The 23,508-nt window shown below is 41.4% G+C and carries 20 protein-coding genes and 2 pseudogenes; 18 read left to right on the forward strand and 4 right to left on the reverse strand.

The window, feature by feature from the left end; genetic code table 11:
- The first annotated feature begins 62 nt into the window (after positions 1–62).
- The 11 genes and pseudogenes from AAEY97_RS06160 (at position 63) to AAEY97_RS06210 (ending at position 14,456) form a co-directional block, all read left to right on the forward strand.
- Positions 63–1,733 carry an AMP-binding protein gene (locus AAEY97_RS06160; protein ID WP_350997331.1) on the forward strand — a complete coding sequence of 557 codons (1,671 nt, stop codon included), beginning with the start codon at positions 63–65 and terminating at the stop codon, positions 1,731–1,733.
- Between the two features lie 54 nt (positions 1,734–1,787).
- Positions 1,788–2,852 (forward strand): patatin-like phospholipase family protein, encoded by a 1,065-nt coding sequence (locus AAEY97_RS06165; protein ID WP_350997334.1) that lies wholly within the window; start codon positions 1,788–1,790, stop codon positions 2,850–2,852.
- Positions 2,853–2,936: 84 nt separating this feature from the next.
- A complete protein-coding gene (locus tag AAEY97_RS06170; protein ID WP_182749681.1) occupies positions 2,937–3,935 on the forward strand; it encodes an NADP-dependent oxidoreductase in 999 nt (332 codons plus the stop codon).
- A gap of 201 nt (positions 3,936–4,136) precedes the next feature.
- Positions 4,137–6,251 (forward strand): molybdopterin-dependent oxidoreductase, encoded by a 2,115-nt coding sequence (locus AAEY97_RS06175; protein ID WP_350997337.1) that lies wholly within the window; start codon positions 4,137–4,139, stop codon positions 6,249–6,251.
- Between the two features lie 74 nt (positions 6,252–6,325).
- Positions 6,326–7,159, forward strand: coding sequence for an AAA family ATPase (locus AAEY97_RS06180; RefSeq protein ID WP_101087184.1), 834 nt, complete (start codon positions 6,326–6,328; stop codon positions 7,157–7,159).
- Positions 7,160–7,165: 6 nt separating this feature from the next.
- The gene (locus tag AAEY97_RS06185; protein WP_350997340.1) at positions 7,166–8,338 is read left to right on the forward strand and encodes a vWA domain-containing protein; all 1,173 of its coding nucleotides are present in this window, start codon (positions 7,166–7,168) and stop codon (positions 8,336–8,338) included.
- A gap of 142 nt (positions 8,339–8,480) precedes the next feature.
- Positions 8,481–9,389, forward strand: a complete 909-nt coding sequence (locus tag AAEY97_RS06190) for a haloalkane dehalogenase (RefSeq protein ID WP_350997342.1) — start codon at positions 8,481–8,483, stop codon at positions 9,387–9,389.
- Positions 9,390–9,491: 102 nt separating this feature from the next.
- Entirely contained in the window at positions 9,492–10,262 is a 771-nt protein-coding gene (locus AAEY97_RS06195) for an SGNH/GDSL hydrolase family protein (RefSeq protein ID WP_350997344.1), read from the forward strand.
- Positions 10,263–11,111: 849 nt separating this feature from the next.
- A pseudogene (locus AAEY97_RS06200) lies at positions 11,112–11,264 on the forward strand (IS5/IS1182 family transposase); the annotation flags it as partial.
- Between the two features lie 112 nt (positions 11,265–11,376).
- Entirely contained in the window at positions 11,377–12,024 is a 648-nt protein-coding gene (locus AAEY97_RS06205; protein WP_350997346.1) for a hypothetical protein, read from the forward strand.
- A gap of 44 nt (positions 12,025–12,068) precedes the next feature.
- Positions 12,069–14,456, forward strand: coding sequence for a bifunctional diguanylate cyclase/phosphodiesterase (locus AAEY97_RS06210; protein ID WP_350997349.1), 2,388 nt, complete (start codon positions 12,069–12,071; stop codon positions 14,454–14,456).
- A 171-nt stretch (positions 14,457–14,627) separates the two neighbouring features.
- On the opposite strand, the gene AAEY97_RS06215 is transcribed toward AAEY97_RS06210, so the two are convergent.
- Complete coding sequence (locus AAEY97_RS06215; protein ID WP_350997407.1) at positions 14,628–14,966, reverse strand: cytosolic protein; 339 nt, start codon at positions 14,964–14,966, stop codon at positions 14,628–14,630.
- An 882-nt stretch (positions 14,967–15,848) separates the two neighbouring features.
- Here AAEY97_RS06215 and AAEY97_RS06220 point away from each other — a divergent pair.
- The 7 genes and pseudogenes from AAEY97_RS06220 to AAEY97_RS06250 all read left to right on the forward strand — a co-directional run bounded on the left by AAEY97_RS06220 (position 15,849) and on the right by AAEY97_RS06250 (position 19,656).
- Positions 15,849–16,211: a carboxymuconolactone decarboxylase family protein gene (locus AAEY97_RS06220; RefSeq protein ID WP_101088235.1), complete on the forward strand. Its 363-nt coding sequence runs from the start codon at positions 15,849–15,851 to the stop codon at positions 16,209–16,211.
- Entirely contained in the window at positions 16,211–16,726 is a 516-nt protein-coding gene (locus tag AAEY97_RS06225; protein ID WP_350997352.1) for a VOC family protein, read from the forward strand. The genes AAEY97_RS06220 and AAEY97_RS06225 overlap by 1 nt, the downstream gene beginning before the upstream one ends.
- On the forward strand, positions 16,723–17,166 hold the full coding sequence (locus AAEY97_RS06230) for a DMT family transporter (RefSeq protein ID WP_350997355.1): 444 nt from the start codon (positions 16,723–16,725) through the stop codon (positions 17,164–17,166). The genes AAEY97_RS06225 and AAEY97_RS06230 overlap by 4 nt, the downstream gene beginning before the upstream one ends.
- On the forward strand, positions 17,163–17,630 hold the full coding sequence (locus AAEY97_RS06235; RefSeq protein WP_101088241.1) for a DMT family transporter: 468 nt from the start codon (positions 17,163–17,165) through the stop codon (positions 17,628–17,630). Before AAEY97_RS06230 ends, AAEY97_RS06235 begins: the two co-directional genes overlap by 4 nt.
- 76 nt (positions 17,631–17,706) lie before the next feature.
- The gene (locus AAEY97_RS06240; protein ID WP_350997359.1) at positions 17,707–17,943 is read left to right on the forward strand and encodes a RedY/HapK family protein; all 237 of its coding nucleotides are present in this window, start codon (positions 17,707–17,709) and stop codon (positions 17,941–17,943) included.
- A gap of 224 nt (positions 17,944–18,167) precedes the next feature.
- Positions 18,168–18,596, forward strand: a pseudogene (locus AAEY97_RS06245) (cytochrome b).
- A gap of 136 nt (positions 18,597–18,732) precedes the next feature.
- Positions 18,733–19,656 carry a LysR family transcriptional regulator gene (locus AAEY97_RS06250; protein ID WP_101088243.1) on the forward strand — a complete coding sequence of 308 codons (924 nt, stop codon included), beginning with the start codon at positions 18,733–18,735 and terminating at the stop codon, positions 19,654–19,656.
- Positions 19,657–20,613: 957 nt separating this feature from the next.
- Here AAEY97_RS06250 and AAEY97_RS06255 read toward each other — a convergent pair.
- From AAEY97_RS06255 to AAEY97_RS06265, 3 genes are all read right to left on the reverse strand, one after another.
- Positions 20,614–21,714 (reverse strand): PQQ-dependent sugar dehydrogenase, encoded by a 1,101-nt coding sequence (locus AAEY97_RS06255; RefSeq protein WP_350997362.1) that lies wholly within the window; start codon positions 21,712–21,714, stop codon positions 20,614–20,616.
- Between the two features lie 60 nt (positions 21,715–21,774).
- Positions 21,775–22,560 carry an alpha/beta fold hydrolase gene (locus AAEY97_RS06260; RefSeq protein WP_350997365.1) on the reverse strand — a complete coding sequence of 262 codons (786 nt, stop codon included), beginning with the start codon at positions 22,558–22,560 and terminating at the stop codon, positions 21,775–21,777.
- A 90-nt stretch (positions 22,561–22,650) separates the two neighbouring features.
- Entirely contained in the window at positions 22,651–23,505 is an 855-nt protein-coding gene (locus AAEY97_RS06265) for a crotonase/enoyl-CoA hydratase family protein (protein ID WP_350997368.1), read from the reverse strand.
- Between the last annotated feature and the right edge of the window lie 3 nt (positions 23,506–23,508).

The following is a 23,508-nucleotide window of genomic DNA, read 5'->3' on the forward strand; positions in this document are numbered from 1 at the left end:
AATAATCACAGCAGCCGCTAATGTAGGCTGCTGATAATTTTGTAATAATTGGGGACAGTATTATGGAAAGGATTTGGTTAGAAAAGAGTTATCCGCCTGGGGTTGAGTTTGAAATCGATCCAGATAAATACAACTCATTGGCAGATTTGTTTTTAAAATATACCAAGTTATATGCCACGAATACGGCATTTATCAACATGGATGTTAGCATTACTTATACGCAGCTTGCCCAGCAAGCAACTGACTTTGCAACCTATTTACAGCAAGACTTAGGTTTAGTGAAAGGCGATAAGTTTGCCATCATGATCCCCAATACACTGCAATATCCGATCGCATTATTTGGTGCACTTATCGCAGGCTTAACTGTGGTGAATGTCAATCCACTCTATACCGCCCGTGAGTTAGAACATCAATTAAAAGACTCAGGCACGAAAGGCATATTAATTTTAGAAAACTTTGCTCATGTATTACAGGCCGTCATTGATAAAACCGATGTTAAACATGTTATCACCACTGGGGTGGGTGACAGATTAGGTCTTATTAAAGGTGCATTAGTCAACGGCGCGATTAAGCACGTGAAGAAATTGGTGCCAGCGTTCGATTTACCCAATGCGGTTAAATTTAATGACGCCATGGCAAAAGGCAGTAAAAAAACCTTTATACCGGTTGACGTTATCGGTTCTGACTTAGCCTTTTTGCAATATACTGGCGGCACTACAGGTCCATCAAAAGGTGCCATGCTAACTCATCGTAATATGGTTGCTAACCTTGAACAGTCAAATGCGGTTACCAAAAACGTCTATGAAATTGGTAAAGAGCTGATTATTACCGCATTACCGCTTTATCATATCTACGCGTTAACTTCTAATTGCTTAGCCTTTTTACCTTTTGGCGGCACCAACTTATTAATCACCAATCCAAGAGACATGGCCGGCTTTGTCAAAGAACTGGCTAAATATCGCTTTACTGTGATTACAGGTGTAAACACCTTGTTTAACGGATTATTGAATACTCCAGGATTTGATCAACTCGATTTCAGTGCATTAAAGATGGGCTTTGGTGGCGGAATGTCAGTTCAGCGACCAGTTGCAGAACATTGGGAGCGAGTCACTAAAAGCCGTTTACTTGAAGGCTATGGTTTAACGGAATGTGCGCCTTTAGTGACAATGAGTCCTTATAACCAAAAAAGCTATAATGGCTCGATTGGTTTACCGGCATCATCAACCGATATTCGTTTAGTCGGTGCAGATGGTGAAGATGTGGCATTAGGTGAACCAGGTGAGATGTGGGTTAAAGGCCCACAAGTGATGAAGGGATATTACAATCGCCAAAAAGCCACTGACGAAGTGTTAATCGACGGCTGGTTAGCCACCGGTGACATTGCCACCATGGACGAGAATGGTTTCTTTAAAATTGTGGATCGCAAAAAAGACATGATTAACGTGTCTGGTTTTAACGTGTTCCCTAACGAAATTGAAGAAGTAATTGTGTCGCACGAAGGGGTATTGGAAGCCGCAGCTGTGGGCGTGTCTTGCGACATTACTGGCGAGCGCGTCAAAGTGTACATTGTGCGTAAGGACCCAACATTAACAGAACAAGATATTTTTGATCACTGCAATAAAATGCTCACTAACTATAAACGCCCTAAAATCATTGAGTTTATGAATGAATTGCCTAAAAGCAATGTCGGTAAAGTATTGCGTAAAGATCTTCGTATTCAGTCACAAGCGTAAAATAACAAGAGCTGCTGTCGGCATGTATTGCGACAGCTCAATAATAAGAGTCATATGTTAGAAATATACGCTGGTGAAACGGCTTTAAAATCGATACATCAACAGGGTTTTTCTCCAGAGTTATTCAGTTCTTTTCTTGGTGCCAGTGGTGGACCTAAATGGTTCACCTTACTGGGGTTAGACAAATACCTTTTTGGGGAATTCTTTAAAGGCAGACAACAACCTTTAAACCTGATTGGTTCAAGTGCCGGTGCATTTCGCGCCGCGTGCTTTGCCCAAAATGACCCGGTTGCGGCGATAGAACGCTTAGCTAAAAATTACAGTGAAACTGTTTATTCTAATGACACTAAACCACAACCGGATGAAATTACAGCTAAAGCAGTTGAATTACTCGATGAGTTATTTGGTGACAGCGGTGCAGATGAGATTATCAATAACACAGTCTTTAAAGCCCATTTTATTGTGGCTAAATGTAAAGGGCTGGTCGCTTCAGAAAATAAACTGCTACAAGGGGCTGGCTTATTCAACAGTTTTATTAGAAATTCCATCAGCAGACCTCTGCTTAACAGTCAGTACGAACGCTACATCTTTCAACATGGTCAAAGCGATTTGGCGATTTATGATCCTGACAATATTGCTACCACGTCCATGGCATTGAGCCAGCGTAATATTAAAGCGGCGCTGTTAGCATCTGGCTCGATTCCTATGGTGATGCAAGGTATAAAAGACATTGCCGACTGCCCACAAGGCATGTACCGCGATGGCGGGATTATTGACTATCATTTTGATTTTAATATTCAAAATGAAGGCTTAACTCTGTATCCACATTTCAGTTCTACATTAAAGCCGGGTTGGTTTGATAAAAACCTGTCTCGCAAAGTGCGTTTGCAACACTACGACAAAACTGTGCTCCTGTGCCCATCCGCTGAGTTTGTTGCATCATTGCCGTTTAGCAAAATCCCCGACCGTAGTGATTTTGTCGAAATGAAACCGGCGCAGCGCTTACAGTATTGGCAGCAGGTGTTTGTGGAAAGTGAAAAGCTAGCCGAGCATTTTAAGCATTTTTATCAACAGCAAAATATTCACAGCATTAAAAGTATTGAGCAGTTACTGGCTTAACGGCAATAAGATTTCATTTTTGGATATCAATTAAAAACGCGTCATTACTATGTTGACGTTAACTCATTAAAAAAGGATTTGAACATGACCACATACAAAGCAATTAACTTAATCGCCCGTCCAACCGGTGGCCCAGTCGGTCCTGAATTATTCGAAGTGGTCCAAAAAGACATGCCGAAAGTGGCACAAGGGCAATTTTTGGTAAAACAGAATCATATGTCACTGGATCCTGCCATGTTTGGTTGGATGAGCGCAGACACCGAAAGCTATATTCCACCAGTTGAGTTAGGTGATGTGATGCGCAGTTCTGGCATTGGTGAGATTGTTGAAAGCAATCACCCAGATTTTAACGTGGGCGACCGTGTAATGGGCATGATGGGCTGGCAAGAATACTTTTTAAGTAACGGCGCAGGCTTAAATAAAGTGACGGCACCGTTACCAGACGAAGCAATATTGTCTGTATTCGCCTTGCCTGGCTTAACAGCAACACAAGGTCTTTTCAACGTAGGTAAACCACAAAAAGGTGAAACTATTGTGGTTTCTGGCGCGGCAGGTTCTGTTGGCTCTATTGTGGGGCAGCTTGCTAAAGCAGACGGCCTAAGAGTAATTGGCGTTGTCGGCAGTGACGAAAAAGCAGATTGGATCGTAAATGAGCTTGGTTTTGACGGCGCCGTTAATTACAAAACCGATGATATTGCAGCAAAGCTTGCCGAGTTAACCCCTGATGGCGTTGATGTGTATTTTGAAAATACTGGCGGCCCAATTCAGCATCATGTGTTTGCCAGAATGAATGCCCATGGGCGTATTGTGGTGTGCGGCATGATTGCGGATTACCCGAAAGCGGTACCTGATTTAGGCCCTAATTGGATCCAAGTGATTAAAAAGCGCTTGATTATCCAAGGTTTCACTATGCCAGATCATTTCGGTGATGTGCCCGCATTGCTCGAAAAATTAACTCCTTATGTGATGAAAGGGCAAATTAAGCATCGTGCCCACGTATTGAATGGACTTGAGTCTGCAATGACTGGCTTGAATTTGTTTTTTACTGGTAAAAACAAAGGCAAGTTAATCGTCAAACTGTAAGTGTTATGGCTATCAGCAATCGATAAGCCTTAGTTATTAATGGGGCATAACGGAGCTTAGCAACCAGATAACCTCGCCAAATAAAGCCTAATAACACCGTCAGCATTGTGTAATTAGGTGCGTTATTAGGTGAGTTATTAGCTGAGTTAACGTTGGCAGTTCAGTTACATTCACATTCATTTTCCAAGTCAGGCGATATATATGAGCGACATAAAAACCCATTATAGAAATTGCAATATTTGTGAAGCCATGTGTGGCTTGGAAATAAAATATCAAGACAAACAAATTTTGTCGATCAAAGGCGATCAGCTCGATCCCTTTAGCCAAGGTTACAACTGCCCTAAAGCATTGGCGCTGGAAGATTTTTATACCGACAAAGATCGCTTAAAAACCCCAATCAAACGTACCGATTCAGGTTGGCAAGCCATTAGTTGGGATGACGCATTTAGTGAAATCACCGCTAAGTTTAAAAGTATTCAACAGCAACATGGCAACAATGCTTTAGCGGTGTATTTAGGTAATCCTAACGCCCACAGCTTAGGCAATGCATTAGTGCTTAAACCTTTTATGAAGTCACTAGGTACGGTCAATCGCTTTAGCTCAGCTTCGGCTGATCAATTACCTCATCATGTTGCGTCTAACTTTATGTTTGGTGCAGGCATGTTAATTCCGGTTCCTGATATTGATAGAACTGACTTTATGTTGATCATTGGCGCGAATCCGGTGGTATCAAACGGCAGCATGATGACCGCGCCAAACGTCATTGGGCGAATGAAAGCGATTCAAAAGCGTGGCGGAAAAATTGTTGTGGTCGATCCGCGCAAAACCCGCACCGCTAACATTGCTGACCAGTACTTATTTATTCGACCTGAAAAAGATGCCCTGTTATTACTGGCATTAATTCACTGTGTGTTTGCCAATGATAAGGTCAATTTACGCCATTTAGAGAACATGGTTGAAGGATTGGACGATGTAGCTAAGCTTGCCAAAGGCTATTCGCCAGAAGCGCTAGCAGAGTTTGTCGGTATTGATGCCGCTAGTATTCGTACGCTTGCAGATGACATGACGGCGGCCGAATCTGCGGTCTGTTATAGCCGCATGGGCGCCTCGACTCAAACGTTCGGTGGCTTATGTTTATGGCTCACCAATGTACTCAATATTATTACTGGCAACTTTGACCGTGCCGGTGGGGCGATGTTTCCACAACCTGCGTTTGATTTATTACGTAATCATAAACGAGGCCATAAAAGCTCATTTGGTCAGCATCACACTCGTGTTCGTCAATTGCCATTCTTTAATGGCGAATTCCCGGTGGCAACCTTAGCAGAAGAAATACAAACCGAGGGTGAAGGGCAGATTAAAAGCCTCATCACGGTGGCGGGTAATCCTGTATTGTCAGCGCCCAGTGGTCATAAATTGGCACAAGCTTTTGCTGGGCTTGAATACATGGTGTCGGTAGATATCTATTTAAATGAAACTACCAAATACGCAGACATTATTTTACCGGGCACTACAGGAGTCGAGAACTCCCACTTTGATATTTTCTTTAATTCATTTTCGGTGCGAAACACGGTGAAATACTCAGCACCATTATTTGAAAAACTGCCAGAACAACGCAGCGATTGGCAAATTCTAAAAGAGATTTCAGCCAGAATGCTAAACCTGCCTGCCGATGACCCAATGCAAAAAGTCACCCCAGAGATGATACTGGACATGGAACTCAAAAATGGTCCGTATGGTGAACAAGGCATCAGCTTGCAAAAGTTAATAGACAATCCGCATGGTATCGACCTTGGCCCGTTAATGCCCTGTATTGAACAACGCATTAAAACCGCAGACGGTAAGGTTAATTTATTCCCACAAGTGTACCTTGATGACTTACCACGTTTAGACGCGATGATGACACCAACTGCACGCGACAAGGCTTATCCATTTGATTTAATCAGTCGCCGATTAGTGAAAAGTCATAACACCTGGACACAGAACTCCGAGCGGTTAACTAAGGGTAAAAATCCGTGTACTTTAGAAGTGCATTCTGAAGATGCAAAAAAATTAGGTATTGAGCAGGGACAAGTGGTAACGGTGACTTCCGCTGTTGGAACAATCAATATCGAAGTGGTTATTACTGACGATATTCAACAAGGTGTTGTGAGTATGCCGCAAGGGTGGGGCCATAATCAGCAAGGCACTAACATGTCAGTAGCCTCTGCGCAGCCAGGCGTGAGCATTAATGATTTAACGGATGCCGCTAGAGTTGATATGCTAACAGGAAATGCAGCATTCAATGGCACGCCGGTTGCCATTAACGTGGCTTAAAGCCAGATATATGCCCAAACAAATACATGAAAAAGCTTTGCTACGGCAAAATGACATAAATGAAAAGGTTGACCATGTTTAAAAGTACACAGAACTACATTGCCTCAAACGAGCTTACTTTAGCGGTAAATGCCGCTATTGCTTTAGAAAAACCGTTATTAATTAAGGGCGAACCGGGCACGGGTAAAACCCAGTTAGCAGAAGAGCTTGCTCGTTCTCTTAATTGTAAACTGTATCAATGGCACATTAAGTCGACCACCAAGGCGCAACAAGGTTTATACGAATATGATGCTGTGTCCCGTCTACGTGACAGTCAGTTAGGTGATGCGCGTGTACACGACATCGGTAACTATATCGTTAAAGGTAAATTGTGGCATGCGTTTGAAGAAGAACAAAGACCGATATTGCTGATTGATGAAATTGATAAAGCGGACATCGAGTTTCCTAACGACTTGCTACAAGAACTCGATAAAATGGAGTTTTATGTGTACGAAACTCAACAGGTTATCAAAGCTAAACAACGTCCCATTATCATCATTACCTCTAACAACGAAAAAGAGCTACCAGATGCGTTTTTAAGACGGTGCTTTTTCCATTACATTAAATTTCCCACCAAAGATGAAATGGCAAAAATTATCGACGTGCATCATCCTAATGTTAAGCAAGACTTGTTACAGCAAGCATTAGAGGTGTTTTTCGATTTACGAGATGTCAACGGTATTAAGAAAAAACCCTCAACATCTGAATTGATCGATTGGCTTAAGTTATTAATATCGGATGATATTTCTCAAAGCACTTTGCTAAATAAACAATCAGACATCATTCCTTTGTTTGGCGCATTGCTTAAAAATGAACAAGACGTTTCATTGATTGAAAAGCTTGCTTTTATGAGCCGCAGAAACAGGTAGTGCATCGTGTTTATTGATTTTTTTCTGATCCTAAAAAAGCACAAAGTGCCTTGTAGCTTACGTGAGCTATTAGATTTGATTGCGTTACTAAAAGCTGGGGTGGTGTTTGCCGATGTGGAAGAGTTTTATAACCTTGCCAAAATTGTCATGGTTAAAGATGAAATCCACTACGACAAGTACGATAACGCCTTTGCTGAGTATTTTAAAGGCATCGAAAGTATTGATGTATTTGATAAAATTTTGCCCGAAGATTGGCTAAGAAAGGAGTTTGAAAAGCACCTTTCTCAAGAAGAAAAAGACAAGCTTAAATCTTTAGGCGGGCTTGAAGCATTAATGAAGGCGTTAAAAGAACGTCTAGAAGAACAGAAAAAACGTCATGCAGGCGGCAATAAATGGGTTGGCACAGGCGGCACATCTCCGTTTGGCGCTTATGGCTATAACCCTGAAGGGATTAGAGTCGGCCAAGATAAAAACCGTAATAACAGTGCCGTGAAAGTGTGGGATAAGCGCGAGTTTAAAAACTTCGACCAAGACCGTGAACTGGGTACTCGAAATATTAAATTGGCACTTAAAAAACTCAGAAAATTTGCCCGCACTGGGGCCAGTGAAAAACTGGATATTAATACCACTATCAGTTCAACCGCCAAGAACGGCGGAATGTTAGATGTTCACATGGAACCGGAACGTCACAATGCCGTTAAAGTGTTGATGTTTTTCGATATTGGCGGCTCGATGGATGATTATATTCATACATGTGAAGAGCTTTTTTCTGCGGCGCACAGTGAGTTTAAGCATTTAAAATTCTTTTATTTTCATAACTGTGTGTACGAAAATCTCTGGCAAGATAATAACCGCCGCTTTGATAAAATGATTAATTTAGAAGAGATCATCAGAACATTTGGGGCCGATTATAAAGTCATTTTTGTCGGTGATGCGACCATGGGGCCTTACGAGATTATCGCTAAAGGCGGCAGTGTTGAACATTGGAATGAAAAGCCCGGCATTGAATACATGAATCGATTGCTGGGGCATTTCAATAAAGTGGCATGGCTTAATCCACAACCGGAAAATCGCTGGCCAATACATCATTCTATTTCCATAATTCAACAGTTGCTGAACAATAAAATGTATCCATTAACGGTTGATGGAATAGGACGGGCGATTAAGGATCTGAGTTAATGTCAGTTCGTTGCATGCAATGAACTGACGCCGTGCCGTCAACATTCAAGGTTCAGTGACAGTCAGCAATGTGGCTTATTTAGCGCGAGGTTAAATTGCTCAGACAATATTGATAGAAAACACAATAAGGAAGGGAATTAATATGGATTTTTTACGCACCGACGACAGTTGTTTCGCCAATTTACCTGATTACCATTTTACTGCGAATTACTTATCCGTTGATGACACTGAGGGTGGTGAACTGAGAGTCCATTATCTTGATGAAGGCCCTAAGGATGCCGCACCAATATTGTTATTACATGGTGAGCCGACCTGGAGCTTTTTGTACCGCAAAATGATCCCCATTCTTGTTAAAGCCGGTCATCGTGTTATTGCTCCTGATCTTATTGGTTTTGGTCGCTCAGATAAACCGACAAACCGTAACGATTATACTTATCAACGTCATGTCGATTGGATTAAATCACTGATGCTGCAACTTAATCTCACTAACATTACCTTGGTTTGTCAGGATTGGGGCGGATTAATTGGTTTACGTTTAGCGGCTGAAGAAAGCGAGCGATTTGCACGGGTTGTTTGTGCCAACACTATGTTACCCACTGGTGACCATGAGCCAGGTGAAGCATTTAAAAAATGGCGTCAGTTCTCACAAGACGTTGAGATATTCCCAACGGGCAACTTAATTAATAGCGCTTGTGTATCGACTTTACGTGCTGAGGTTATTGCTGCGTACGATGCGCCGTTTCCAGATGAGCGCTACAAAGAGGGCGCGCGTCAATTCCCGTTATTAGTGCCAATAACGCCTGACGATCCTGCTGCAGATAAAAACCGCGCCGCGTGGAAAGTATTGTGCCAATGGCAAAAGCCATTTTTAACCGCGTTTAGCGATTCAGATCCGATTACTGCGGGTGGTGATGCCTTGATGCAAAAACTCATTCCAGGAACAAAAGGGCAAAAGCACACCACTATCATCGCTGCAGGGCACTTTTTGCAAGAGGAAAAAGGCGAAATATTAGCCGACGTTGTAGTCAACTTTATTGCTGATAATCGTTAAGGGTCTATTTTGCATTAATGATTAAGCCGTGCTGAGTGACAATATTAGGATTCGTTTAATAGTGAATAAAGGATAACCATGCTGTATCAAGGAGTGTCACTCATGTTAGCCCCGTTGTTGGTGTTTCAGGGGCTTAAGGTTCGCCGCACTACGCCAAGATTACCGGAACCCGAGGGCGAGCGTGTCGGGCAAACTGGGCCCAATCCTGCGTTGAGTGTGCTTATTTTAGGTGACTCAGCGGCGGCTGGCGTTGGAGTGGCATTTCAACAGCATGCTTTGTTAGGGCAGGTTATTGAGCAATTAAGTCCTCAACTTGAGTTTAGTTATGGCTTATTTGCTAAAACAGGCTCGACTACATATACCACCTTACAAGCCTTACAACAGCAGATTGATAACGCACATCCCATACTCGGGCAAACGCATTATGATGTCATCGTGACATCGTTAGGGGTGAACGACATTACCTCATCAATCAGTTGCGAGAAGTGGTTGCGGCAACAAAAAACGTTATTTGAACTGATTACAAAGCGATACAGGCCCAAATTGATATTGGTCACAGCGTTACCGCCTTTGGGGCTATTTCCTGCATTGCCACATCCACTTCGTTGGAGTTTAGGCCAGCGAGCAAATCAATTTAATCGCCAATTACAGCAATTACTTATTAAATTAAATCAACAAGTCGACCAACCGACAAGTTTCAGATTAATTAAATTACCATTAGAAAACCCACAACCTGATATCACTATGCTGGAGTTTATGCGCCAAGTGATGGCTACCGATGGGTTTCACCCAGGTGCACCGATTTATAATGCATGGGCAAAGTTAGTGGTAGAGCAAATAGTTGGTGGTATTAAATCTGACGGTATTGAATAAAATAGGTATTTTCTCATGTGTTGCTGCCTATTATGAGTCGGATATATGGCCTGCGGCCACTAACGTCGTGGCGCTTCACCCACACCAGACCAAGAGGAAACCAACGGCTGTTCCCTTTTTACTCTTTATAAAAGAATTGGCCCAGCCGCACCGCAACATTTTCTCTATTTACAAAACAACAGCTGCGAAAAGATCGCCATGGGATTTATCTAGCTTTGAACTTCGTTTGTAGACTGCTTTGGTCCATCTGTAATAAGGAGTGAAAATGCTAACGCTTCCGATGGGAATCTGATGTGAATGGATTCACGAATGTCGTGATGGCAAGGTCAATGATGTTCCCGACATCATAATGACATTCCCCATATCCATATGGGTCAGATGCCAAAGAACGACCTGTACCGCGAAAGCTAAGCTCACATCTGATAGGCAGGATGCCTGAATGCCTTGTAGCACATGGTCAATGATGTTCCCTACATCCTAATGACATTTCCAATATCCTTATCGGTCAGATGTGCGAGAAAGGCCATGTGAGCTTCACGCATTCTTGTATAAAGAGTCTTCAACGACTTCAAGTTCAGAGTTGATTCACACCCTTTGAAAGTAAAGTATTTAACTTATTTATGCCCCAATATGAGTTGGTGCTATTGCTTAATCGAAACATATACATTTCAGTTTGCCATGAATTTTCTAATGTCACATTCTTTGTAATAATGAATCTAAAACGATGGCCAGTATTCATTTACCACTACAATGCGAACAAAGACTACGACATAGAAAGAAAGCTCGTGAATGTGGCTCAGAGCCAGTGATCCCTATAAGACAAAATTCGAAGCAAGGAAATGACGATATGATGGGTGTATATACAAATATCGGCATTTAGTTGAAAATGCTTTTGCTCGGCTCAAGCATTTTATAGTTATAGCAACCCGTTATGGCAAATTTAAAATTAATTTTGAAAGTCTGCGGGCTCTCGCTTGCTCGATAATTTGGCTCCCAATGTGAAAGATCGATAGTCCCTAATATAAAAATCAAACTCTATCAATTTAAATTGGAACGGCTAAGATGTAGACAAGATATAAACACTAACAGAGGGTACCAATTTGAGATGTACATCATGAATGCATTGAACCGATTACCCTGGTTTGCTTGGCTTTTAATTTATTGTTTATCCGTATCAGTTTGGCATTGGCTAACATACTCTTTTTATGGGCAAGCGTCGTATCGTATCGGCGGACCAGTTATTTTAGCCGCACTCATATATCTCACACAATCAACGTATCGGGTACATCATATAGCAACAATGTCATTAGGCATTTTTGCAGCCAATTACTTGATAGAAAATGTGTTACTTGGAATATCCCCCCTTGCATCAGCAATTACTAGTTTAACCTTAATTTTTCAGGCTTTTCTTGGCTGGTTCTTGTTAAGACGGTTTACACCCGATGCTCAGTTCCCTAACACATTAAAAAAATCCATAAATTTTCTTATATTTGCTGTGACACTGCCAGTATTAGCATCATCAATTATACAACCTCTACTGGAGCGATTGGTTTCACCACTGCCTTTTACTTTCAATGGAATTGAGCAGGAATTCTTATACTGGACTGCGCTTCGTTTCACCTCTATGGTAATAATTACTCCCTTACTGCTCTGGCAGCACGACCGTCAGCAATCTCATTTGTTTAGCTCGTTGGCAAAAACTTCAACATTTGTTTGGACGTTGTTAGCAGGACTAATCATCGCAGTAACGGTTTTTCAATAGCAAACCCCGAAGGTAGAGCTCTTGCTACATACAGTTCTTTACTGATGCCATTTACGCTGTTTGCTGCTATCCGTTTACCATTGCTACAAAGCCTGTTGGTTGTATTATGTATTAGTGTGGTCTCTTTTTGGGCAGACTCACGCTATGCAGGTCAATCACAACAAGTTATCAATAGCCTGATTGCGTTATCTGTATTTATCAGTTTCAATGCACTGGTGGCGTGGTTGGTCGGGATGATGCTTCACGACCGTGATCAACATCTAGAAAAAGAAACGTCACTACATCACCTTTATGAAATGTTGAGTCGTTTTAATCAATTGCTCATCAAGCAGCCTTTAGAAAAACCTCAACTTTTTGAATCTGCTTGCAAAATCATTCTTGAAGAAACTAAGTTTGATCGCGTTTCTATCATTCATTTTGACAACACTACATCTAATGAAAATGTAGTTAACTGTGCTTTGGCCCGAACCGACAGCGATATCATTACTACGCCCCCTTTCGTAGACAAGAATTGCGATCTCGTGAAGCGGGTACTGGTAAGCCAAGCATATGAGTTGTTCCAATCAAACAAACACGTGCATGACGAATCATCATTTTTTGGCTATAACTCTGTAGCAGCGTTTCCTATAAACCAAAAATTAAACTGTGTTGGATGTTTACTGATTTTCTCTAAAAGGGAATTTATTTTCACACCAGAAATGTTGCGATTGTTTCAGGAATTGGCCGATGATACTGGTTTTGCTATTTCCATGCATGATTCTCAAAAGCGGCTGAAACAAACCACAGAAGTATTCGACTACAGTTGTGAGTCTATTATTATCACCGATGGTGAAGGTACTATTTTAGATGTCAATCCAGCCTTCTCTATTATCACTGGCTACAGCCGTGAAGAGGCTATTGGTCAAAACCCTAGAATGCTAAAGTCCGATAAACAAGATAGTGTATTTTATGGAAGTCTTTTTCTGCAGCTGCAAAAACATGGGATCTGGAGTGGTGAATTTTGGAATAAAAGGAAAAATGGTGAACTCTATTTACAGCGCGGAAGTTTAACTACTGTTTTAGATTCTGATGGCACAGTTCTTCACATCATCTCTATCATGGAAGACGTCACCCAAAGGCAACAAGACGAAACCACTATTCTGCATTTAGCCAACTACGATCAATTAACAGGTCTTCCCAATCGTATTTTTCTCAATGAATATTTTCTTCGAGCATCAGCGGAATCGCAGCGCTCTGGTCTAACATGGGCTTTATTATTCATTGACTTGGATAAGTTTAAAGAAATCAATGATGCCTTTGGTCACCATTATGGTGATGAACTGTTACGACTCGTTACAGCACGATTAAGTTCACACATTCGAGAAACAGACTTATTCAGCCGTTTCGGTGGGGACGAGTTCATCATTATTGCACAATGCAACATGGATGAAGCCAGCCAAATGGCGTTGAGATATATAGAAGAGATCAAACAAGAGTTTTTAATCGAAGAATTAGATGTCCATATCGGTGCAAGTATCGGTATTGCCATGTTCCCACAGGACGGTATTAACTTAGAAGATTTAATTCAAGCAGCAGATACAGCAATGTACAAAGCCAAGGCCCTTGGAGGAAATGAATCGGTATTTTTTAATCTCTCTATGCAAAAAGAAGTGCAAGAACAGATGGCTATGAGAAGTAACCTTGATAAAGCCATTACTAATAATGAACTGACCTTATATTTTCAACCTAAAGTTACTGTCACTAAAGGAGACGTGCAGATAGTTGGCTATGAAGCTCTTATTCGATGGCCACAAAAAGATGGTGGCATGATTTCACCAGCCAACTTTATTCCTTTAGCTGAGAAAATTGGCCTCATATCCGACATCGATCAATGGGTACTCAAAAATGCAATCACAAAAATAAGTGACTGGTTAGTACGTTACCCAGGATGTGTGTTACCAGTAGCCGTCAATGTTTCAGCTTCTTTATTTGCCGATCGAGAGTTTGTGTCGATGTTGACAAAGACAATCACACATTTTGGTTTACCACCTGCACTATTGGAATTAGAGATCACCGAAAGAGTGGCAATGTTGGATGTCGAATACACCTTAAATACCCTTAAGGAATTAAAAAAAATAGGTATTGGGCTTTCAATTGATGATTTTGGTACTGGTTATTCTAATTTAGCTTATTTGAGATTATACCCAGTTGACGTTCTGAAAATTGACATTACCTTTGTTAAAGATGTACATCTTGACGAAAAAAAGCAAAATCTTGTTAGAGCTATCATCAGTATGGCTCAAGCGCTTGGAATGAAAACGATTGCCGAAGGGGTTGAGTGTCAGGAAGAGCTTGATTTTTTAGTCAACGAAAAATGCGATCAGTATCAGGGCTTCTTTTTTGGAAAACCTGTAGCAGAAGAGAAGTTAATCTTCAATTTGACATCACTGTAGTGGGTTAGCTAATTTGGTCCACCACATAGATGTCTATCAGACATCTAAACGTTCGATGATAGATAAATGGGTTGATTCATTTATCACTAAATTAGCGAACCAACTAACGCGTTTCTGCCCCATTCCTTGCTAGGGATGCCAATTCGCCAATTTCAACTTACTGAATAATTTTCAGTCTATTCGGGTAATAAAGGTTTGCTCGTTATCCACAAAAGCTACAAAGCCGCCGTGATAGATAAATACCCGACCATGCCCCTCAACTAAGCAGGCAAGCTGTGGGTCCAAATCTTCTTCGTTACCCTGTCTTTGATATGTACCGATATCGGTAATTACGCCGCTGAGAGTAGGCAAATATCTATAAGTTCGCTTTGCCTGATCAACCAGGTTCAATTCGCTGGCGGTAGAGAAGCAAGAGGGTATCGTACCTGCTTCTTCGATAAACATCGTTTTCAGTTCTTCAAAAGCTGTGATCACTAGCCAGTCGATGCCGTTAACATGATGGATAAACATTGAGTTTCTCGGTAATTCTGATGCGGAGATTTTAACATGATCAGGGGCAGAACATAGTAGAGATTTAGTAATTCTGTGCAATTTACGGTCATTCACTAGGCCACCTTGAAACACGTCTTTGCCCCAAACCTTGTTTAAGATTGATTAAGCCACAATAGATATGGCCTGCGGCCACTAACGTCGTGGCGCTTCGCCCACACCAGACCAAAAGGAAACCAAAGGCTGTTCCCTCTTGGATCACCCAGCCGCCCCGCAACATTTTCTGAAAAGCGAAAAGGTCGCCATGGGGTTAAATTTAACTTTGACCTGCATTTGCAGACTGCTTCGGCCTTATTCGAAAATACTAACGCTTCCGATGGTACATCCTGTACCGCGAAAGCTAAGCTCACATCTGATAGGCAGGATGCCTGAATGCCTTGTAGCACATGGATGTGCGAGAAAGGCCATGTGAGCTTCACGCTATTTTCTTCAACGTCCTCAAGTTCAGAGTTGAACCCGTCCATTTTAAATTATGGCTGGCTGACTCATTTCTGCCCCAAAGTGCGTTAGAGCTTTAACTAAACCGCGATATATCCTGATCGATTTGCCATACATTTTCTCATGTTAGGAATAGAAGTGTTTTGTCATATCACAACTACTCACATTAACCAGATTGCGAACCTGCCAAAATTAGGTTGGATATTGCAAAGACGCTTTCGCCCCCATAGTGCGACGTGCATTCAATTGTCCTATTAATTCAAACCTAAAACTTACCCTTTACCTGTGCATTTTTTGCATAAGTGATATGCAACCTTGCTAGTTTTTCAATTAATTATTTTCTCTATAATCCACCTCAATCGCAAAGACGAACAAGTTATAAAGTTAAATACAGAGGAAATCGCTATGACAGAGAATAAATACAAAAATGCAGTATTAGATGACCAAGCACTTATCGCAGGCCTTAAATCAATTAACCCAGTTTGGGGCGATTTAACTGTCCGTGTTGCTGGGGAAGCATTTGCAATGCCGCTTATTAACCAAAAAACTAAAACGCTTATCACCATTGTCATCGACCAGATGGCTTTAAATGTTACCGGTGATGGGAATCCCTTCGGTGCCCATGTAGATATGGCACTAAAACAAGGCGCTAGCTATGAAGAAATTGAAGAGTTGATTGTCTTTGCTTCTGTGTACACAGGTTTCAATAAAGGCGCGACTACGATGGGTGCATTAAACAAATTACGTCATGAACGAGGAGACATCTAATGGCTATTCCAGGATTAAAAAAATCAGATTATATCGGCTTTACTGTACCAAACATTGATGAGGGGATTGCGTTTTTTAGTCAACACCTTGCTTTCGAACTTGCTTATGAATTCGATCCCTTTATTGCTGAAGATAACTGGATGGCGGAGCACTTGAATGTAATCCCTCGCGCTGAAATAAAAAAAATTGCAGTGATGAGTGCTAGCAGCATAAATCTAGAAATTTTTGATTACGCTGACAACATACATCGTAGTAAAACAGCACCAAACAATCCCGATATTGGTGGTCACCACATGGCATTCAATGTCGACGATATGGATAGCGCTGTTGCTTACTTAAAAGAACAAGGCATCGAAGTTTTAGGCTCGCCAAATGTAATGACTGATGGTCCAACGGCAGGTGAAAGCTGGGTTTATTTCATGTCGCCATGGGGAATGCAACTTGAGTTGGTCTCTTACCCTAATGGTAAAGCTTACGAGCATTCTTCATCATTGTCATTATTTGACCCACGATGAGAATTATAGTCATATTATTGGTAGTTTTTGCAGGCATGGGGCTATCTTTTGAGGCTGGACTGCTTGGGCCATTAGGGCATCAAGTTGGGCATCTATGGGCTACGTTAAGTATCTTTGGTGTTGGTGCCGCTTTACTTTGGTTGATCAGTATTTTCACCTCTACGGGTAAAAATCAAGACATGCGATCAATCCCTAAATGGCAATTAACGGGTGGCCTACTTGGGCCTATTTATGTGGTGGTATTAACGCTTGCTACGCCCGTGTTAGGGGTGGCAATGACAATGATTGGAGTGCTTGTTGGACAAGTAGGGAAGAGCTTTGCCATTGATTACTTTGGTTGGTTTGGCACCTCAAAGAAACCTGTTGACAGCTTAAGAGTCATAGGCATGTTGTTTGTTATTGCTGCTTTGGTGTTAACTTATTTAGGAGTGCAATCATGATGTTATTTATGCTGCTTGCTGTTATCTCTGGTATGGCATTAAGTGCACAGGCTGCCATTAACGGTCAGCTAGGGGCAAAAGTAGGGGTTATACGCAGTTCATTACTGACGTTTTCTGTCGGAACGGTAGTGACTTTATTATTAATATTTTTCTTTGAACCCAGCTATGAAGCAAATCTACTCACGGTACCTAAATGGCAACTGATTGGCGCACTGTTTGGCATTGTTTATATGGTTGTGATGGTCGCTGCGGTGCCAAAAGTGGGTGTTGCAATTGCTACTGTAGCCACAGTGTTTGGTCAAATGGTAATGAGTTTAGTCATCGATACCCAAGGGTGGTTAGGCAATGCACCGATTGAGCTTAACTATTGGCGTCTAGCGTCCATGATTTGTATTGCATGCGCACTTATTTGTATTTATTTATCTAACAAACAACAGGAAAAATATAATGTCTCAACAAGCTAGAACATTGATTGTCTTTTTTAATCTTAAAGAAGGCGTAAAAGAGTCTGAGTACCTGAAATGGGCAAAATAAGTTGGCTTGCCAATAGTCAGTAAACTCAATGGCGTGAGTTCATTTGAAGTGTTCAAAGGCATTGGCGTTTTCGGTGAGCAAAAAGCATCACCGTGGGACTTTTTTGAAATGATCAAAATTAATTCAGAAGACGAATTTTTAGCTGACATTCAAACAGACGTAATGTCGAAGGTTGTTGAACAATTTCAAGTGTTTTCTAAAGATGAAACGTTTGTATCAACGCAAGATATTACCACTCTTTAATCAAGTAAACGATTAGGGCCGTTATTATCATGCCGCAAAGCCGATATTATTGATGATACATTAAATATGAATTTAAAAAATAGTAATGAAAATTATGGCATGATAGCTAAGGCACTTCATTGGTTTACTGCTTTTCTATTTTTAGGTGCCTACATAAGTGTTTATTATCGGCATTGGTTTACTGATGCAAAAACACTGGAAACTGGAATACGTTGCAACTGCATTTGCCCTTTGGGATATCTATTGGTGTTTTAGTACTATTAAGAATTATATGGCGATTGGTAAATATCCAGCCATCCAAGAAACCAGGAACACGATTGGAGCATAAACCAGCGAAGGTTGGGCATTACTTACCTTACGCAATAATGATTGCTATGCCAGTGACAGGGTATTTGGGTACGGGTGTTGTTACTGAATTCTTCTTTCTTTTTGATATAGCTAAATTTCCAGATACATGGGGGTTTACTTATTTTATTGAATAGGGGATGGGATTAAACTTTTTAGATTTTGAAAAACCAATTGATTTTATACATAAAGAGATACTTGGAGCTTGGCTCGTTTGGATGCTTATTTTGGGTCATGTTTTCTCAGATTTCTATCATCATTTGGTTAAGAAAGATCGTACATTAAAGAAGATGTTCTTTAATGATTAAAATTTGAATTACGTATATCTCACCATGAGACATTTCCATTTTTAATAGAGTAAACGATTAAGGCAAGCTATTTATATGGTTTGCCTTTTTTAATTGATAATTAACACCTTAGCGATTAAATTCATGGGGAATGCTTATGAACTACGATGTCTCTCTTCTCGAGATTAAACTTTTTTTGATGACAAACCAGTTTGGAAATTTTTCTGAAGTCGCAAGACGACAAGATATGACACCGTCGTCGGTTTCTAGAAAGATGGCGCAACTGGAAAATAAGGTGGGAACCAAATTGCTCCACCGTCATACAAGAGCTATATCACTGACAGAAGAAGGCGTGGTTTTTGTTAAGCACTGTAGTGAAATAATCAGACAGTATGAGCAAGTGGCAGAACGGATCGAGCAAAAAGCCGATACGCCTCGTGGTACCGTTAAAATTAGTGCGCCAGTGGCATTTGGCCGGCTACATATTGCCCCTTACCTCCCTGAATTATTGGATATATATCCACTACTCAAAGTTGAGATACATCAAACAGACAACTTTATAGATCCAGTTCAAGAAGGTATTGATTTATTAATTAGGATCGGTGTGCTGCAGGATTCTTCAATGCGAATGAAAAGGTTTGGACAACAAAACTACGTTATAGCGGCTAGTCCAACTTACATTAAGTTGCACGGTGCCCCTGAGATACCAGAACAACTTGAAGGACACAACTGCCTGGTTTTTAAAGGAACAAAGGGCTTACAACGTTGGTTTATTGGTAAAGAGCAGCTAGCACCTTTTGAGGTAACCGGTACACTATATAGCAATAACGCAGAAACACTGGTATCAAGTGCCGTCGGTGGTGCTGGGATCGTGATGTTTCCGACGTGGTTAATAGGCGGGGAATTAAAAACAGGTAAGCTAATTCCAATTATGGGCGATCACAAAGTATCAACCACCGCAGAGACTCAAACGATTAATGCGCTGTATCTTGATTCGGATAACTTAGCACCCAAAGTGCGAGTAGTTATCGATTTTTTGACAAAAAAATATGGCACGCCATGTTACTGGGATACCGTTTGATTTAGCTAAATAGTTTGCTAGTCAGTTTATTAAGCATCGGCATAAAAATAAACACAGCCAAGCCAACTATAACAATATCGACTAACAGAATAGCGATGGGCGATGAGGCAGATAATCTCAATAGCTTCTTAAGTATTTCAGAACTTAGCCATACTTATCATCATCTGAACTTAAGACTTAAGACTTAAGACTTAAGACTTTAGTGCTTCAGTTCTAACAAGCTTTGGTTAAAGTACGTCTGAGGGGATCAACCTAAGACGTTTCTGTCCAAAAGCGAGCTAGTTACTGCTTGAAAATGTCTAAATTCAGCTTTGAACTTGAGGCCGTTGAGACTGTTTATACAAGAATGCGTGAGCCTGACAGGACGTCAGGCTAGCTTTCGCGTTACAGGTCGTTCTTTGGCATCTGACCCATATGGATATGGGGAATGTCATTATGATGTCGGGAACATCATTGACCTTGCCATCACGACATTCGTGAATCCATTCACATCAGATTCCCATCGGAAGCGTTAGTATTTTCCTCTTTATAACAAGACGGGCCGAAGACGGTTATAAACGAAGTCCAAAGCTGGATTCATTTCCGTCGCAATTTTTCGCTATTGTTGTTTGGTAAAAATGCGAAAATGTTGCCGGAACGCTGAGGGTTTGCAAAGGCTGATTCATAAACAAGAATGCACTTTACCCCTTTGGTCGGGTGTGGGCGACGCGCCAAGACGTTAGTGGCCGCAGGCCATAAATACCATAAGTACAATACAAAACAAACACCTGGATCCCGGCTCAAAAGCATTACCGGGATGACGTGAGAGTTGCGACGACGAGAAGGGGGGTTAACAAGTTTTGTACAATAGTGAGTTTGATACTAATCAAAATTGATTATCAAAAAAGACACACATTCTCTGAAAAATTATCAAACGTTACCATGGTCGTACAGCTAAGGCTTAACGCATGGCCTTTATTACTTGGTATAACTAATCCGATACACGGCATTGGCAAAGTCATCTGATACCAAGATAGAACCATCTGCCAGGGTCATCACATCTACAGGGCGACCCCAGCTTTGTTCACCTTCAAGCCAACCTGTGGCAAAGGGCTTATAGTCAATCACCTTATTATCTTCAAGGACAACTTGCATAACACTATAGCCAACTTTGTTAGTGCGGTTCCACGAGCCGTGCTGGGCAATTAAGATTGATTGCTTATAAGCCGCTGGGAATTGACTACCTTGATAAAACTCCATGCCTAATGCAGCCACATGAGCACCTAAGGTTAATACCGGAGGCGTGTTGAGTTTGTCGATTTTGGGGTTAGTAAAATCTGTATCGGCAATATCTGTGTTGTGAATATAAGGAAAACCAAAGTGTTGCCCAGTTTGAGTGACTCGATTAAGCTCATCATCGGGTAAATCATCGCCCATCATGTCGCGGCCATTATCGGTAAACCATAACTCACCTGTTTGTGGGTGGAAATCAAATCCGACACTGTTGCGTACACCTTGAGCAACGACAGTGGTTTGTTTTGTTTCAAGATCTAATTGTAAAATACTGGCAAAGGGAAGCTCACTTTCACACACATTACAAGGCGCGCCGACGGGGATATACAGCTTTCCATCCGGGCCAAAAGTGATAAATTTCCAACCGTGATGGGACTTATTTGGCAGTTTGTCGTATACCAATTCTGGTTTAGGAATAGTGGGTAATGATTGTTCAATATCAGGATAACGCCAGATTTTATCGACTTCAGCAACATACAAACTGCCATTATGGTAAGCAAGACCGGATGGCATAAATAAATCCGTTGCGATAATGATTTTCTTATCAGCTTTAAAATCATTATCACTGTCTATAAGCGCATAAACATTGCCTGCTTTGCGACTGCCGACAAAAACAGTTCCGTTGTCACCAAGCGCCATCTGGCGCGCATTTTCAACATTTTCGGCATACACATCAATGGTAAACCCTGCTGGTAATTGGATCTTATCCAGTGGTAATGCAAATGATGGATAAGAGACACCCATAGCTATGATTAAGGTTGAACATAAACTAATTGGTTTCATCATATTGGGGCCTCTTATGTAGATTTATTGTTAGCTATTGTTGAGCCAGTACTAAGGTCATCATTACCAGTCTTTAATGATCTGTTTGACCATATTGGCGGTATTTTCCGGTTGTTCTAGTGGGAACATGTGACCACCATTTGGTAGTGTCATTAACTCAATGTCATTCAGTTTTGCAAACCGAACAAAATGTTTAATCGGGAATATATTGGTATTTTCACCGTAAATCAGTTTAGCCGGTATGGTTAACTTGTTTTTATACTTTATTAAATTAGTCGGTAAGTGCCTAAAGATGTCGGCTTCTACGGCGGGTGAGAAGGTGAGCTCTAAACGCTTATTGCGCTGTATTACGGCAGAGGTGGCATAGTCTTGTAAGCAACGAGAATCAAAGTTTTTAAACAATGTTTTCTGTGAAAAATAATCAACTAAGTTAGTATTTTCCGGCCAGTAATTTTGGCGTGTGTTGGCTTTTCCTGCTGGAGAAAGCTTATCAATATAAGGTGTTCGCTTAATAAATCTCAATAAATGCGATAATGCACCGGTGACAACTGGCGGATCTAACATCACCAAACCCCGAAAAAGCTCAGGATGTTGGCAAGCGGCAATAAATGAAATTACGCCGCCGAACGAATGCCCCACGCAAATCACTTTCTCATCTTGCTTCTTAATAAATTCAACAAGTTCAGTAACAAGGTGTTGCCAGTTATTGTGTATTGGATACAGAACATTATGGCCAAATTGATTGTGGGCAACGGTACGGTAGTCGTTATCAAACTCTTGTAGAAATGTTTTATAGCTGCCAGCGGGGAAGCCATTGGCATGCACGAGGTTTATCAAAGGTTTTGTCATAGTTCACTCTAAAGGGTTAGCACTATTTGTGATTAAATTATTTCACTCATAAATTTGGTCTATAGCAAATAGTGCAATGATGCCCAATGCTTAGAATATTTTTAAAGGATCAATTTGAGTTAACTCTTCAAATTCTGGTTCACGGTTTTGTGCTTTTGCTTCGAAGATTTCCATCATGTCGTTTTGGGGTTGGAACATGCCGCTTTGCCATACCGACATGTAATGTAAACTGTCGGCGACACTGTGGTCACGTGCATAGTTGATCATCTCTTTGCAACCGGTAACGGCTAAAGGCGAGCGGGCGGCAATGTCTGCAGCAATGCCTAATACAGCAGTTAGCATTGATGCTTGGTCTTCATATACATGATTGACTAATCCGGCTGCTTTGGCTTCTGCTGCAGGCATTCTTCGGCCCGTGTAGGCTAACTCTTTAACTAATCCGATTGAAATCAATTTAGGTAAACGCTGTAACGTACCCACGTCGGCAGTCATGCCGAGTTTGGTTTCTTCGATGCTAAAAAAAGCGTGGCTGGTGCAATAACGGCAATCTGCCGCGGTCACCATATCAACGGCGCCGCCAATACAGCCACCTTGAATAGCCATTAACACAGGCATGCGAGCTGTTTCAAGCACGTTAAAGCAATCTTGTAGCTTGAGAACCAAGCGACGTAATTGGTCGTGTTTACGGCCTAATTCGATATTCTCGTCGCGGTTACTCGCACTGAATACGGCTAAGTCCATACCGGCACTAAAATGCTTGCCAGTTGAGGAAATGACAATGGCGCGAGCCGCCGATTGATTATTGATATCGTGTATTACGCTTGGAAATTCATGCCAAAAATCGACGTTCATTGAATTTAACGCGTCAGGACGATTAAGGATAATGTGAGCCACTTTATCGGTAATGTCGACAGTGAGCGTTTGATAGGTCTTTTGCGATATCATATT

The sequence above is a fragment of the Shewanella sp. TB7-MNA-CIBAN-0143 genome, assembly GCF_040310065.1.
In the GTDB taxonomy this organism is placed as follows: domain Bacteria; phylum Pseudomonadota; class Gammaproteobacteria; order Enterobacterales; family Shewanellaceae; genus Shewanella.